Below are 13,952 nucleotides of genomic sequence, written 5' to 3'. Positions count from 1 at the left end.
TTTGTTTGGGCCTGTCATTGCGAGGAGCTCTTGCGACGAAGCAGTCCAGACTGCTTCCGCGGAAACAGTCTGGATTGCTTCGCTACGCTCGCAATGACGAGGTGAGCTCCGTGTACTAAACGCCTACTGCCGCCTGCCGCTCGCGGCGGGCGCCTGCCTCGGCGGCTCGGGCGCCGGAGCCGGTTGCGCGCTGTTGCTGGCGCCGAACAGCACGCGGGTCGGATTGCGGTCGAAATTGTTCACGGCGCGGCTGATGTCGCCGAGGGTGCGGCGGCCGTCGGTCATCAATGCGCCGGAGCGCTTGTCGAAATCCTCGGCCAGTTCGCGGATCGACTTCACCGCCTGGAACAGTTCGCCGCCGTCCTTGCCGCCGGCGAGCGTGTTGAGGCCGAGCATGAGGCTGTCGGCCTTGTGCATGACGCCGTCGACCTTGGCCATCACGCCGTCGATCTTCTCGGAGTTGCGCGCGAGCGAGTTGGTGAAGGTCTCGAGGTTCTTCAGCGAGTTCTTCACCGACTCCTGATTGTCGGCGACGATCTTGTTGATGTTCTGGAGCGTGCCGCGGATCGCTTCGGTGACGTCCTGGAGCTTGTTGGGATCGGCCGTCAGCGACGGGATGCCGTCCTCGTCGAGCGGCGGCGGAGGGGCCGCCTCCTCGCCGCCCTTGAGCGAGATCGCGGCGACGCCGGTCAGGCCCTGGAATTCGAGGCCGACCAGGGTGTCCTTGCGCAGTGGGGTGTTGTTCTCGACCATGGCGAGTGCGACAACCCGCCGCGGGTTGTCGAGCTTCACGGAGACTACCTCACCTACCCGGATACCGTTGAAATTGACGCTACCGCCGTTGCGCAGGCCCGCCGCCGGGCCCTCGAACACGACGCGCAGGGGGCTGCGCTGCTTGGTGGTGTGCAGCGACTGGAACCACAGCACGAAGCCGATCGCCGCGGCGATCACCGCCAGCGTGAACGATCCGATCAGTACGTAATTGGCCCGCGTTTCCATCAGCTACTCCGGCACCTCAGCCCATCACCGCACGGGCGCGCTTGCCGTGGAAATATTGTCTCAGCCAGGGATGCTGCGAGGCCTGCATGTCGGCGATCGACCCTGCCGCAATGATCTTACCGTTCCCTAAAACGGCGATGCGGTCGCAGGCTGTGTAAAGGCTGTCGAGGTCGTGCGTTACCATGAAAACGGTCAGGCCCAAAGTACGCTGGAGCGTCCTCACCAGCTCGTCGAAATCGCCGGCGCCGATCGGATCGAGGCCCGAGGTCGGCTCGTCGAGGAACACGAGATCGGGATCGAGCGACAACGCGCGCGCCAGCGCCACGCGCTTGATCATGCCGCCCGACAGTTCCGAGGGAAAGCGATCCGCGACTTCCGGCTTGAGCCCGACCATGGTGAGCTTGGCCAGGCTGATCTCGTCCATCAACCGCTGCGAGACCCGGAGATACTCGCGCATCGGAAACTGGATGTTCTGCCGCACGGTCAACGAGGAGAACAGCGCGCCCTGCTGAAACAGCACGCCCCAGCGACGCTCGACGCTGCGGCGCTGCGCGGTGCTGGAGGAATCGAGGTCGACGCCGAACACCTCGATGGAGCCCGCGACCTTCGGCACGAGACCGATGATGGTGCGCGTCAGCACCGACTTGCCGGCACCGGATGGGCCGACGAAGCCGAGGATTTCGCCGCGCTTGACGTCGAGGTTGAGGCCATCGAGCACGCGCGTCGCGCCGAACTGCACGGTGATATCGCGAACGCGGATGATCGGATCTTGAATCGCGTTTTGAGTTTCTTGCGCCATCGTCACATCCCGATCGAGGCGAAGAAGATGGCGAACACGCCGTCCATGACGATGACGAAGAAGATGCCCTTCACCACGGAGGCCGTGGTGTGCTGTCCGAGCGATTCCGCGCTGCCCTGCACGGCGAGACCCTCGACGCAGGCGACGATGCCGATCACGGCGGCCATCACCGGTGCTTTGACGATGCCGACGATGAAATGGTCGATCGAGATGGCATCGCGCAGACGCAGCAGGAAGGCTTCGGGATCGACGCCGCCATAGAGCCAGGCGACGAGGCCGCCGCCATAAAGCGCGGCCATGGCTCCGAGGAAGGCGAGGATCGGCAGCGCCAGCACCAGCGCCAGCATGCGCGGCAGCACCAGGACCTCGATCGGGTCGAAACCCATCGTGCGCAGCGCGTCGATCTCCTCGCGCATCTTCATCGAGCCGAGCTCGGCCGTGTAGGCGCTGCCCGAGCGACCCGCGACCATGATCGCGACCAGGAGGACGCCGATCTCGCGCAGCACCAGCACGCCGAGCATGTCGACGACGAAGATATCGGCGCCGAACCTGCGGAAATGAAAAATGCCCTGCTGAGCGATGATGCAGCCGATCAGGAACGTGATCAGCACGATGATCGGCACCGCGCGCCAGCAGACCTGCTCCATGTGGTGCACGGTCGAGGTCAGGCGGAACGAGCGCGGATGGATCAGGACGCGAAAACCCGCCGCGAGCACCGCGCCGAGCATGTCGACGAGGCCCGCAACCGTGCCGGCGACCCCGGCCACGGCCCGGCCGATCTGCTCCAGCATACCGGTGATGGTGACCGCGCTGCTGTCGACGACCGGCGTCGCCCCGACCCGCCGCACCTCGTCCACGAGGCTCGAATAATTGGCGGAAAGCCCCGCGATCTGCGCCTCGACGGCGCCCTGGGTCAGGCTGCGGCGCAGCCGTTCGATCAGCCAGGCGCCGAAGGTGTCGAGCTTGGCGACCTCGGAGACGTCGATGAAGATGCTTTGCGAGCCGCCGGCGAGCTTTTCGGCGTCAGCCACCATCCGCTCCAGGACCGGCGCGAAGCTCGCGGTCCAGGTTCCGGTGGCGCAGAGTGCCAGCGCGTTGCCCTTGGCAATCCGTTCCAGCTTCGGATCGCCGCTCAATGTGTCCGCTCCCGTGCCGGGGCGCGAGAAACGGGTAGAATCAGATGGTTGCGCACACGCCCTTACCCGGAGAAGGTATCCCCAACTGGTTAATGTTAGTTGCTAGAGGTAACTAGCAGGTTCAGATTTCGCCAGAGTTCAAAATGACTTCCAGCAAAGTTCCGACCCTCGCGGCGCGAATCGAGCGATTTCCCATCGCCGGCAGTTTCACCATCAGCCGGGGCGCCAAGACCGAGGCCGTGACCGTCGTGGCCGAAGTGAGCCGCAACGGCCTCACCGGCCGCGGCGAATGCGTCCCCTATCCCCGCTATGGCGAGACCCCCGAGGCAACCCTTGCCGCCATCGAGGCCATGCAGGCGGCCCTCGCGGGCGGCCTCTCGCGGGAGGCCCTGCAAGCCGCCATGCCGCCCGGAGCGGCCCGCAACGCGCTGGATTGCGCCCTGATCGACCTCGAGGCCAAGGCGACCGGCCTGCGGGCCTGGAACCTGCTGGACCGCCCGGTGCCGGGCGAGCGCACCACCGCCTTCACGATTTCGTTGGGCGCCCCCGAGGCGATGGCGGCGGCGACCGCCAAGGCGGCGCACCGGCCCCTGCTCAAGATCAAGCTCGGCGGCGACGGCGATCCGGAGCGGATCGCGGCGGTTCGCAAGGCCGCCCCCGAATCCGAGCTGATCGTGGATGCCAACGAGGCCTGGACCGAGGCCAATCTGGAGCAGAATCTCGCCGCCTGCGACGCCGTCGGCGTCACCCTGGTCGAGCAGCCGCTGCCGGCCGGGAGGGATGGCGCGCTGGCGCGGATCAAGCGGCCGCTCGCGGTTTGCGCCGACGAGAGCGTGCATGACCGCAAATCGCTGGCGCCGCTCCGCGAGCGCTACGACGCCGTGAACATCAAGCTCGACAAGACCGGCGGGCTCACCGAGGCGCTCGCGATGGCTGATGCGGCGCAGGCGCTCGGCTTCGAGATCATGATCGGCTGCATGGTCGCGACCTCGCTGTCGATCGCCCCCGCAATGCTGGTAACGCCGCAGGCGCGCTTCGTCGATCTCGACGGCCCGCTACTGCTCGCGCGCGACCGCGAGCACGGGCTGCGCTACGACGACAGTCTGGTCTATCCGCCCGCCTCCTCGCTCTGGGGATGAGCCTTGAGGCGATGCCGCGCCGACCAGATCACCAGCGCGCCGGCTGCGGCCATCGCGGCCATCACGTAATACAGGCTGTCGCCGATGCGGGCGTAGATCGCACCTGACGCGATCGAAGTCGTCGCACCCAGCAGGCCGTTGCACGCGGCGTAATAGCCCTGCCCCCGCGCGATCTGATGCGATGGCACGCGCTGCACCAGCAGATTCATGGTGCCGACGATGGTCATGCCGAAGGTGAGGCCGTGGCCGAGCTGCACGATCACGAGCAGCGCCAGCGGCGGCTCCTGCGCGGTGACGATCCAGCGCACCACGGCGCTCACGCCGCCGATCGTGATCAGCGTGGACGGATACAGCGAGAACCGCGGCGACAGCGCGAAGACGACGATCTCGGCGATCACACCCAGCGTCCAGAGGCCCGCGATCGTCAGTCCGCCGAAGCCGTGGAGCTGCCAGTTGATGGCCGAGAACGTGTAGTAGGCGACGTGGCTGCCCTGGATCAGGGCGGCCGACGCGATGACGGCCCAGAAGCCGCCATCGCGCAGCAAGGCCTTGCCGGCATGCGTCTCCGTCGTCCTCCGCCTGACATCGTCGAGCGGCTGCAGCAGCAGGCTGGCGGCGACCGCAACGACGGCCCACGCGACGATGATCCAGATCAGATCGCGCGCCGCGATGTGGTCGACGAGAAAGCCGCAGGCGAGCGAGCCCGCGGCGAAGGCCGCCGAACCCCACAGTCGCAACGGTCCGTAATCGAGCCCGTAGCGGGCGACGCCGCGCAGCGCATAGGCATCGGTCAGCGGGGTCGTCGGCGTCCACATCATGCAGGTCAGCGCATAGATCAGGAACAGCGCCAGCGGCTGCTGCTGCAGGCCGACCGCCGTGAACCCGATCGCGGTTGCCAGCACCGACACCATCATGCCGGCGCGAATGGCATGTCGCCTTTCGGCAAGGGCGGTGATCTGCGGCAGCGTGGTGAAGCGCGTGATCGCCGGCAGCGCGTTGATGAGGCCGATCCAGCTTGCGTCGATGCCGATCGCCTTCAGCCAGAGCGGAAAGAACGGCAGATGCGTGCCCGACACCGCGAAGACCGCCGAATAGAACAGCGCGAGACTCACGGCGAATCGCCGCTTCACGGCAGCTTGCGTGGGGATTTGTGATTCGCCTGCCATCAAACCAATTGCGATTCGGTCGATATCGTGGTGATCGTTACAGTAACGCGTAGTGATTTGCGCGACGAGATTGTCATGGCCAACGAAGCATTCGCCCTCTCGCCTATGTCTGCCCGTGCGGCCGAGCCGAACGAGCAGGATTACGACGCGATCCGCGAAGCCTTCATGGAGACCGCGCGCGGCCGCTGGTTCCTCGGCGAATACGCCAAGCGCAACCGCAATGCGGATACCCGCATGGTGCTCGATGCGGTCGCGAAAATCGAAGAAACCCTTGCGGCACAGCGACAACCGGTCGTCGAGGATCGCCTGCCCGATGCGCTGGTCGAGATCCGCCGCGCCATCCGCGAAGCCGAGACCATCGCGATCGCCGCCTTCGATCCCGCGGCGATCGAGGCCAGCCTCGCGCCGATTCCGCGCGGCGTGCGCATCATCAAGGAGATCTCCTGGCGCTGGCGCGAGATCGGCGCCGACGGGCGAATCTGCGATCTCATTGATTCGCAGCTCGCCTCCATCGAGGCCGCTTGCGGGCAGCTATCGACCGTCGACCCCCGCGTCGAGCTCAAGGCCGCATTCGATCTGCTCAGGGATCGGGTCGAGCAGCTCGATGGTGACGGCGACACAGCGCCGCAAGCGGCGGCGCATTCCGCACCTGCGCCGGTGCAGGAAGCGCCCGTCGCAGAGGCTGCGCCTGCCGCGATGGCCACCGAAGCACCCGTGGCTCTTACGGAGGCGCCGCAGGACATCGCTGCGACTCCCGCGCCCGAGGCAGCGGTCGAAGCGGCCGGCGCCGCCGAAGCACGCGCCGTTGGCGAGGACGCGATCGACGTCGCCATCGAGCCGGAGTTCATCGCCGGCAATCACGTCGGCCCCGAAGCGGAGGTCGCAGAGGCCGCCGCTTTCACTGAGGTGACTGACGGGGTCTCGCTCGACGCCGCCGCGGAAGCCGAGGACGAAGCCATACTCGATGCCATCGCGCTGGAAATGGCCGCACCCGATCCGGAGTTCGACGAGATCACCGAACCGGTCGAGCTGGAAGCGGCCATTCCGGAGCCGATGGCTGCGGAGGTCGCAGCGCCCATTGCCGCAGAGCTTCCCGAGCCGGTCGCAGCCGAGCCGGCCGCCACCGCCGCGGAGGAGCCCGCCGAAGACGCGCCGATCGCGATGGACTCGCTTGCGCGCCTCACCGACGCCATTGCGGAGGCCGCCGCCGAAGTGATGGAGCAGCCGGCCCCGGCCATGGCGGCCGCGGCGACATTCGGTGCGGCGCCGACCGCGACGCTTCCGATGCCCTCGCCCTTGTCTGCCTCCTTGCCCGAGCCCTCGCTCGGGGCCACCATCCTCGCCAGCGGCATCCTGCAAAAGCCCCGCGCGGCGGCCAACGACCCCATGGCGCCAATCCGCCGCATGACCCAGGCCGAGAAGATCGCGTTCTTCTCGTAAGGGGCGCGCGCTCTCCAAATCGTCATTGCGAGCGCAGCGAAGCAATCCAGAGTCTTTCCGCGGAGAGATTCTGGATTGCTTCGCTGCGCTCGCAATGACGGAGCAAGGTGAATCACCGCACCCTCTCTCGTGTTCCGGACAAGCTGCAACGCGTAGGCAGTTGCGGCGCAGAGCCGGGACCCAGGCTGCTGCACGGGTGCTCTCGCAAACCTGGCCGCGCTACGCGAAGGGGGCCTGCCCGGTTGATGCGTCGACGCCGCCGTCGACTGGAAGGTTCACCCCATTCACGAAGCTGGCGTCGTCGCTTGCGAGAAATGCGATGACGCTCGCGACTTCCTCGGACCGGGCTCCGCGCCCCAGGGGGATACGTTCCACCAGCTTCACGAACAATTCCGGATATTGCTCCATGATCGGCCTCGTCAGGTCGGTGAGGGTCAATGATGGGCACACCGCATTGATGCGCACGCCTCTCGGGCCAAATTCGAGCGCCAGGCTGCGTGTAAGATTGCTGACGGCACCCTTCGTGGCGTTGTAGAAGCTCACGCCCCGGTCACCGCCAAGCCCGCTGAGAGACGACACGTTGACGATCGAGCCGCCGCTTTCGATCAGGTGCGGAAGCGCCGCACGCGTCATGTAGAGGACACCGTCGACATTGACCGCGAAGACGTCTCGCCACAGCTGGATCGGCGAGCCCAGGAAACCGATCAGTTGACGAGGATGTCGATCCTCCCGAAGCGCTGCACCACGTTGGCGACCCAGACTCTCGACGTCTTCGGCGATCGAGACGTCGCCGGATCGGATCATGCAGCGATCGGTGCCTAGCTCTGCACCGACTTCGGCCAATTTGAACTCGCGCCGTCCGTTGAGCACGACAATGGCGCCTTCGCCGTGAAGGCGCCTTGCGGCTGCGGCGCCGATGCCGCTGCCGGCGCCCGTAACGATGACGACTTTGTCCTTGAACCGATCATTCATGCCAATAACTCCATCCGAACCCGCAAGGTCCGGACAAGAGCTAGGACACCGGAAAGACGGCTTGGTTTCAGCCGAACCGGATTCGGTTACGATTTGAAATCTGTCGCGCGAAGCGTTCCGCGAATCGATGTGAGGCCGCTCACCCGCAGTTCCAGACCGCGCCGATCGGGGTCCGCGTCCAGCACGGCCCGAAGCTGCCGCCATTGTAGCGGCCGCCGCCGAAGCCGGGCCGGCCGAAATAGCGCCATTCGCCGTCCCAGCCGTAATATTGGGGAACCGGGTCGATATACCAATGGCGGCGATCGCTCCGCGACATGCGGCGCATCGCCTCCTTCTGCTTGTAGAGCGGAATGCTGTTGCTCAGCGGCTGGCGATAGCCCGGCAGGAAGCCGTAGCCATGCCAAGCCTGCTTAGGACGCTTTTGAACGGGCTCAGCGGGCGCGACGGCCGGCAGCAGAGACAGGATGACAGCAACGAATAGACACATAAGGCGAGACATGAACCGACCATAGACAGTCGGGAGCTGACAGGCCACTCAAATTCGAGTGCGGGACTTTTCGCCGCTTCGATTCACCGTGCTCTCCCGATAAGCTGGAAAAAGCAGCATGAGAGCTGCGCGGACAACCGCTTATTCCGGAGCGAGCGAGTGCCTCAAACCCCGCCCGTCGGCGCCTTCGCCATCATTCCGAGCAACGATGTTGCCGCTGCTATACCGTTCTGGGAGCGTCTTGGCTTCACGCGCGCGGGCGGTGACGCCGGCTACGTGATCATGAGGGGGTGGGGCTGCGAGGTGCATCTCACGCAAGCCGGCGATGGCCCGTGGCGCGTGCCCGAGCACAATCCCTTCGGCGTCTTCATTCACACGCCCGACGTCGAGGCCATTGCCGCACGCGTGGACGATCTGATCATCCGGCCGGGCGGCGTGCTGCGCCACCGCGAATGGGGGATGTATGAGGTCGGCATCAACGGACCTGACGGCCTTCTCGTCCGGATCGGCTGGCCTTCCGATCTGATGACCTCCCGCGGCTGACGATGCCCCTCCCGAGTGGGGTGATGGCAGACGATCGCGTAACGATTGATCCGACCCATCGGGGCTTTGTTGCTGTACTGTCTGCTTCGCTATTCGTGGTGCATTGTCGCGAGGAGCATGCATGTCCACGGCGATCTCGACGCTCGGCGGGGTAGGTCTCTTCCTGCTCGGCATGACCGTGATGACGGAGGGCCTGAAGACGCTGGCCGGCTCCGCGCTGCGCGGGGTGCTCGGCAAGGCGGCATCGACGCCGCTGCTTGGCTCATTTTGGGGAGCCATCGTCACGCTGCTGGTGCAGTCCTCCAGCGCAACGACGATGACGACGATCGGTCTTGTCAGCGCCGGCCTGCTGACGTTCCAGCAAGGGTTGAGCCTGGTCTTCGGCGCGAATATCGGCACCACGGGGACCGGCTGGCTGGTCGCGCTGATCGGCGTCCGTGTCTCGCTAACGGCCGCGGCGTTGCCGATGATCTTCGTCGGCGCGTTGACCAAGCTTCTCGGCCGAGGGCGAGTTTCCGGCGCCGGTGCCGCGCTCGCGGGATTTGGACTCGTGCTGTTCGGGCTGACGACCCTGCAGCAGGGCATGGGCGGGCTGGCGGAACGTTTGCACCCGGCGGACCTGCCCGCGGTCCTCGGCAGTCCCGGGACGTCATGGTGGTCGGGCCTGCTCGGCGTGCTGGCGCTGGTGGTGATCGGATTGGTCATGACCGCGCTGATGCAATCGTCGACGGCCGCCATCGCAGTGACCTTGTCCGGCTATTTCGCAGGCGCAATCGGGTTGGACCAGGCCTGCGCGTTGATCATCGGCCAGAACATCGGAACGGCGACGAGTTCCGCGCTCGCCGCGATCGGCGCGAGCGCCACCGCGAAGCGGTTGGCCATCGCCTACGTTCTTTTCAAGCTGATCGCCGCGCTCATCGCGCTGGTAGCTTTTCCCGTCGTAACGCCCTTGCTGCTGCGCGCCTCGGACACGATCGACGGCGTCACGCTGCTGGCCGGGTACCACACAGCCTTCAACGTCGTCGGCGTCGCGGTCCTGCTCCCGCTGATCAACCCGTTTACGCGGCTGGTCGAACGGATCCTGCCCGAGCGCGGCTCGCCGCTGACGCGATGTCTCGATCCTTCGGCGCTTGAGACCCCGATCGTGGCCGTCGAGGCGGTACGGCGCACGATCGCGCGCGTGCTCTTGACGGTGTGCAGTTCGGTCGAGGCGAAACTGGCGGCCCGCGCTGCACCGATACGGCTGGGAAAGGACACCGTCTCCGTGCAGGAAGCGGCCGATGCCGTGAGCCAGGCGCAAATATTCCTGTCGGATGTGGCCGGGCCACCCGACACCGACGACGAGCAACGGCGTCTCACGAGCACGCTGCACGCACTCGACCACGCATCTCGACTGACGGACCTCGCAAGTGGAGGAAACAATTTCGGCTCGGTGGCAGGCGGGCCGGAGGACATCCGCGCCGGAGAGCTATGTGCCGAGGTCATGCGGAGCGCCGCCGCGATTGCGCGCGGCGTCGCGGCGCCGCCCCGCGGATCGACGCACTTCGCGCCCGCCTCGCATGCCGGCGACATCTTGGCTGGTCCCCGCGCCGACCCGCCCGACGAGGCCATCGCCGAGTTCGAGCGTTGTACGACACAACTCCGTGAAATGCTGCGCATCCACCGCAGCGCGACGCTTGGTGCGGTGGCCAATGGAACACTGACCGCAGACTCTGCCCTCCTTCGCGTCGAGGCGGTTCGCAACCTCGAGGCGTTGTCGCAGCACGCCTGGCGTTCGGCGATCCATCTCATCGGTCGCGGCTAGCGCGTTTTCAAGCGAAGAAGTGGATACCGGTTCGCGTCAAGAAAACGCGTCAAACAAGAATCTGGAGCCCCGTTCCGATCCCATCGGAAGGGGCTCTATAGATCACGCCCTTGCGGATCAGGAAGCAGCCATAGCCCCTGCTGTCGCCGACCTGCACGACACCGAACCCCGCCGACGCCGCGCGATAGAATTCCGAGCGCGAGAGCTTGCCGGGGCTGACGGCGCCGCCGGCCGCGCGTTCGATCTCCGCCAGCACCGCGCGCTGCACGTCGGGGACGCAATCGGGATCGTCGACCGGCGCCATCACGCGCACCGGATCGGGATCGAAATCGTAGAGCGGGTCTTTCGCGGGCCGAACCGGCGCGGCCGGTCATCGGCCGTTCACCATAGCAGGTTCCAAGCGTGATTCAGATCACGCAGCTCATCATGGTGATTGCGATCACGGACCACGGGCTCGAACGCGGCCAAGCTTCCTCGCAACCAATCTCGCATCGAGATGAGTGCCAAAGGAGCACGCCATGTTCCGCCTAAAGCCTTTCCTGATGACGGCTAGCCTCGTGGGAAGCCTGTTCGGCTTTGCCTGCGGCCCTGGTTCCGCGCAGGTCGCCCCGGTCCAGCCTGCCCCGACCGCGCTGCAAGGCCCGGAACAGCGCGTGGCGCTGGTGATCGGCAATTCCAACTACAAGAACGCGCCGCAGCTCCAAAACCCCGACAATGACGCAGAGTCGATGGCGCAGTTCCTGAACTCCGCCGGCTTCGAGGTGGTTGCCGCGACCGACCTGACCCAGAACGACATGCTCCGCGTCGTCCAGGACTTTTCCGCCAAGGTTTCCGCGCGGGGTCCGAACACTGTCGCCATGGTCTACTACGCCGGTCACGGCGTGCAGCTCGCCGGCGAGAACTATCTCGTCCCCGTCGATGCGAAAGTTTCGAACCCCACCGAGCTCGTGAGCAACTCGGTGCGCCTCGTCGACGTGATGTCGACGCTGGAGACGATCCCGAGCCGCATGCGCATCGTCATCCTCGATGCCTGCCGCAACAATCCGTTCCCTGATGTCAACGACGCCGGCCGCGGCCTCGCCATCGTCGATGCGCCGAACGGCTCGATCGTGGGCTACTCGACCGCGCCGGGTGCGGAAGCACAGGACGGCACCAACGGCCACAGCCCCTACACCCAGGCCTTCCTCAACGTCGCGCGCGAACCCAACGTGCCGATCGAGCAGCTGTTCAAGCGCGTGCGTCTGGAAGTGAACCAGACCACCAGCGGCGCGCAGATCCCGTGGGAAAGCTCGTCGCTGACCTCGGACTTCACCTTCTTCGGCGACACCGCTGTTGCCGCCACCCGCGCCCCGGTGAATGCGCCTGTCGTGCAGATGGCCTCCAACCTGCCGGGCCGTTCGACGCGCCAGGCCTATGACTACGTCGTGTCCGAGGGACGGCCGGAGTACTATCAGGAGTTCATCCAGATGTACCCGCATGACCCGCTGTGCGACCACATCCGCTGGCTGCTCTCGAACCTGCTGATCACGCAGGCCTGGCACAAGGCGGTGCTCGCGAACTCCCCGCTCGGCTACAAGAGCTTCTATGACAGCTACGGCAACAGCCCCTATGCGCAATCCGCGCTGAAGCTCCAGACCCAGCCGAAGCTGATCCCCCTGATGCAGGCGACCAAGTTCCTGGCGCCGCAGAACATTGCTCCGACGTTCAAGGTCGGCAATCTCGGCCAGCCCAAATACATGCCGCTGATGCAGCAGGGCAATGGCGGTGGGCAGATGAATGGCAATCTGCCGGTCGTGCAGAAGCCGATCGACAGCAACGTCATCGGCAAGCTCGGCAATGGCGGCCAGATCGTCAACCTGCCGGCCGGCAACAATCAGCCGAACCAGCCGAACGGCACGCCGTCGCAGACCCCGGGCAAGATCGTCACCCTGCCTGCGCCGACCAACGCGACCAACAATGGCGGCATTGGCAAGATCGTCACCCTGCCCGCGACCAACAATACGCAGAACGGCCGCAGCAACAATACCGGCACTGCCAACGGCACGACCAACGGCACGCCTGGCAAGATCGTGAGTATGCCGGTGAATGTCGGCAAGGGTGGCTCGACTGTCGATACGAAGCCCGTCGTTCAGACGCAGAACAACCCGATCCGCGTCAACAACGGCGTGAAGCTCAACAACAACCCGGTGAACAAAGTGCAGGTCCAGAACAACCAGCAGAACAACCGCCCGCAATTAAATACGACCAACCGTATGGTCAACAACGGCGGCAACAACTTCCGCCAGTCGATGAACCAGGCGCCGAGCACGAATAATGGCGGCAACAATCGCCGCGGCGGCTTCATGCACTGATCGCCACAAGCGAAACGAAGAAGGGGCAGAGCGGCAACGCCCTGCCCCTTCGTCGTGTCAAAATCTCAGAAGATCAGGCCACCAGCTCGGCAAACAGATCCGCATCGACATTGCCGCCGGAGAGCACGATGACGACGATCTTCCCGGCGACGTCGAGACGTCCCGCCAGCAACGCGGCAAGGCCCACCGCACCTCCCGGCTCGACCACGAGCTTCAGCTCGCGATAGGCAAACGCCACCGCCGCGCCGACTTCCTTGTCAGATGCAGTCACGCCGCGCGCCAAGAGCTTGCTGTTGATCGCAAAGGTCATCTCGCCGGGGATCAGGGCCATCAGCGCATCGCAGATGGTGCGGCCCGCAGGCCCATGCGGCTCGCGGTGGCCGGCGGTCAGCGAAATGCCGTGATCGTCGAACGCCTCGGGCTCGGCCACCACGATCTCGGCGAGCGGATAGCGCGCCTTGACGGCCGTGGCGACGCCCGCGATCAGGCCGCCGCCGGAGGCCGGTGCCACCACGATGTCGGGACTGAGGGCGAGCGCAGCCATGTCCTCGGCGATCTCACGACCTGCGGTGCCCTGCCCCGCGATCACGAACGGATCGTCATAGGGCCTGACCAATGTCGCGCCGCGCTTCTCGGCGATGCCGCGCGAGATCGCCTCGCGGTCGTCGCGGTCGCGATCATACAGCACGACCTCGGCGCCATAGGATTTGGTGCGCTCGCGCTTCGACAGCGGCGCATCCGCGGGCATCACGATGGTCGCATGCATGTCGAGGATCTTTGCAGCCGCCGCGACGCCCTGGGCGTGGTTGCCGGACGAGAACGCGACGACGCCGCCGGCGCGCTTGTCCTGCGGGATCGAGGCGACCTTGTTGAAGGCGCCGCGGAACTTGAAGGAGCCGGTGCGCTGGAGCATCTCCGGCTTCAGGAAGACCTTTGCGCCGACGCGCTCGTTGAGCACGGGAAAGGACAACAGCGGGGTGCGGATGGCGAAGGGCGCGATCACGCGTGCTGCTGCTTCGATATCGGCAGGGCCGATTGGGAGGAGATGTTCGGTCATGCCTGATGTTATCGCGCCGGACGAGGCGCGGGGCAAGACACCTGCGCGCGATGAACCTT

Annotated in this window: 13 protein-coding genes; 5 read left to right on the top strand and 8 right to left on the bottom strand. The window is 65.8% G+C overall.

Annotation, left to right across the window (positions count from 1 at the left end; all coding sequences use genetic code 11):
- Positions 1-123 precede the first annotated feature (123 nt).
- The 3 genes from CT676_RS10145 to CT676_RS10135 are packed head-to-tail and all read right to left on the bottom strand — an operon-like array spanning position 124 to position 2,934.
- On the bottom strand, positions 124-999 hold the full coding sequence (locus CT676_RS10145; RefSeq protein WP_135214552.1) for an MlaD family protein: 876 nt from the start codon (positions 997-999) through the stop codon (positions 124-126).
- A gap of 16 nt (positions 1,000-1,015) precedes the next feature.
- Positions 1,016-1,798, bottom strand: a complete 783-nt coding sequence (locus CT676_RS10140) for an ABC transporter ATP-binding protein (RefSeq protein ID WP_167768012.1) — start codon at positions 1,796-1,798, stop codon at positions 1,016-1,018.
- A gap of 2 nt (positions 1,799-1,800) precedes the next feature.
- Positions 1,801-2,934 (bottom strand): ABC transporter permease, encoded by a 1,134-nt coding sequence (locus tag CT676_RS10135; protein WP_063982228.1) that lies wholly within the window; start codon positions 2,932-2,934, stop codon positions 1,801-1,803.
- A 143-nt stretch (positions 2,935-3,077) separates the two neighbouring features.
- Here CT676_RS10135 and dgcA point away from each other — a divergent pair, with 143 nt between their 5' ends.
- Entirely contained in the window at positions 3,078-4,073 is a 996-nt protein-coding gene (gene dgcA, locus CT676_RS10130; protein ID WP_135214550.1) for an N-acetyl-D-Glu racemase DgcA, read from the top strand.
- Here dgcA and CT676_RS10125 read toward each other — a convergent pair.
- Positions 4,043-5,239: a major facilitator superfamily domain-containing protein 6 gene (locus CT676_RS10125; protein WP_135214549.1), complete on the bottom strand. Its 1,197-nt coding sequence runs from the start codon at positions 5,237-5,239 to the stop codon at positions 4,043-4,045. The genes dgcA and CT676_RS10125 overlap by 31 nt on opposite strands.
- Before the next feature lie 75 nt (positions 5,240-5,314).
- Between CT676_RS10125 and CT676_RS10120 the strand changes: the two genes are divergently transcribed.
- Positions 5,315-6,679 carry a hypothetical protein gene (locus CT676_RS10120; RefSeq protein WP_167768011.1) on the top strand — a complete coding sequence of 455 codons (1,365 nt, stop codon included), beginning with the start codon at positions 5,315-5,317 and terminating at the stop codon, positions 6,677-6,679.
- 219 nt (positions 6,680-6,898) lie between these two features.
- On the opposite strand, the gene CT676_RS10115 is transcribed toward CT676_RS10120, so the two are convergent.
- Both CT676_RS10115 and CT676_RS10110 read right to left on the bottom strand, forming a co-directional pair.
- Complete coding sequence (locus CT676_RS10115; protein ID WP_244623134.1) at positions 6,899-7,651, bottom strand: SDR family oxidoreductase; 753 nt, start codon at positions 7,649-7,651, stop codon at positions 6,899-6,901.
- A gap of 139 nt (positions 7,652-7,790) precedes the next feature.
- Entirely contained in the window at positions 7,791-8,150 is a 360-nt protein-coding gene (locus tag CT676_RS10110) for a hypothetical protein (protein WP_135214547.1), read from the bottom strand.
- Between the two features lie 147 nt (positions 8,151-8,297).
- Here CT676_RS10110 and CT676_RS10105 point away from each other — a divergent pair, with 147 nt between their 5' ends.
- Positions 8,298-8,681 carry a VOC family protein gene (locus tag CT676_RS10105; RefSeq protein WP_135214546.1) on the top strand — a complete coding sequence of 128 codons (384 nt, stop codon included), beginning with the start codon at positions 8,298-8,300 and terminating at the stop codon, positions 8,679-8,681.
- 121 nt (positions 8,682-8,802) lie between these two features.
- Positions 8,803-10,485, top strand: a complete 1,683-nt coding sequence (locus CT676_RS10100; RefSeq protein WP_135214545.1) for a Na/Pi symporter — start codon at positions 8,803-8,805, stop codon at positions 10,483-10,485.
- A 49-nt stretch (positions 10,486-10,534) separates the two neighbouring features.
- Here the strand turns inward: CT676_RS10100 and CT676_RS10095 are convergent, their stop codons facing one another.
- Entirely contained in the window at positions 10,535-10,789 is a 255-nt protein-coding gene (locus tag CT676_RS10095) for an RbsD/FucU domain-containing protein (RefSeq protein WP_244623133.1), read from the bottom strand.
- A gap of 214 nt (positions 10,790-11,003) precedes the next feature.
- On the opposite strand from CT676_RS10095, the gene CT676_RS10090 reads away from it, so the two are divergent.
- Positions 11,004-12,836: a caspase family protein gene (locus CT676_RS10090; RefSeq protein ID WP_167768010.1), complete on the top strand. Its 1,833-nt coding sequence runs from the start codon at positions 11,004-11,006 to the stop codon at positions 12,834-12,836.
- A 73-nt stretch (positions 12,837-12,909) separates the two neighbouring features.
- Here the strand turns inward: CT676_RS10090 and CT676_RS10085 are convergent, their stop codons facing one another.
- Positions 12,910-13,893 (bottom strand): threonine/serine dehydratase, encoded by a 984-nt coding sequence (locus CT676_RS10085; protein WP_135214543.1) that lies wholly within the window; start codon positions 13,891-13,893, stop codon positions 12,910-12,912.
- Between the last annotated feature and the right edge of the window lie 59 nt (positions 13,894-13,952).

Origin of the sequence: Bradyrhizobium sp. MOS001 (genome assembly GCF_004634465.1) — a bacterium.
Taxonomy (GTDB): domain Bacteria; phylum Pseudomonadota; class Alphaproteobacteria; order Rhizobiales; family Xanthobacteraceae; genus Bradyrhizobium; species Bradyrhizobium barranii.
The sequence above is the reverse complement of the archived record's forward strand: the minus strand, read 5'-3'. Positions and strand labels throughout refer to the sequence as shown.

Bases quoted from the DNA above. Each gene is read 5' to 3' on its own strand.
- CT676_RS10145 (WP_135214552.1), bottom strand. From the start codon at position 999: ATGGAAACGCGGGCCAATTACGTACTGATCGGATCGTTCACGCTGGCG.
- CT676_RS10140 (WP_167768012.1), bottom strand. From the start codon at position 1,798: ATGGCGCAAGAAACTCAAAACGCGATTCAAGATCCGATCATCCGCGTT.
- dgcA (WP_135214550.1), top strand. From the start codon at position 3,078: ATGACTTCCAGCAAAGTTCCGACCCTCGCGGCGCGAATCGAGCGATTT.
- CT676_RS10125 (WP_135214549.1), bottom strand. From the start codon at position 5,239: ATGGCAGGCGAATCACAAATCCCCACGCAAGCTGCCGTGAAGCGGCGA.
- CT676_RS10120 (WP_167768011.1), top strand. From the start codon at position 5,315: ATGGCCAACGAAGCATTCGCCCTCTCGCCTATGTCTGCCCGTGCGGCC.
- CT676_RS10115 (WP_244623134.1), bottom strand. From the start codon at position 7,651: ATGAATGATCGGTTCAAGGACAAAGTCGTCATCGTTACGGGCGCCGGC.
- CT676_RS10110 (WP_135214547.1), bottom strand. From the start codon at position 8,150: ATGTCTCGCCTTATGTGTCTATTCGTTGCTGTCATCCTGTCTCTGCTG.
- CT676_RS10100 (WP_135214545.1), top strand. From the start codon at position 8,803: ATGTCCACGGCGATCTCGACGCTCGGCGGGGTAGGTCTCTTCCTGCTC.
- CT676_RS10095 (WP_244623133.1), bottom strand. From the start codon at position 10,789: ATGGCGCCGGTCGACGATCCCGATTGCGTCCCCGACGTGCAGCGCGCG.
- CT676_RS10090 (WP_167768010.1), top strand. From the start codon at position 11,004: ATGTTCCGCCTAAAGCCTTTCCTGATGACGGCTAGCCTCGTGGGAAGC.
- CT676_RS10085 (WP_135214543.1), bottom strand. From the start codon at position 13,893: ATGACCGAACATCTCCTCCCAATCGGCCCTGCCGATATCGAAGCAGCA.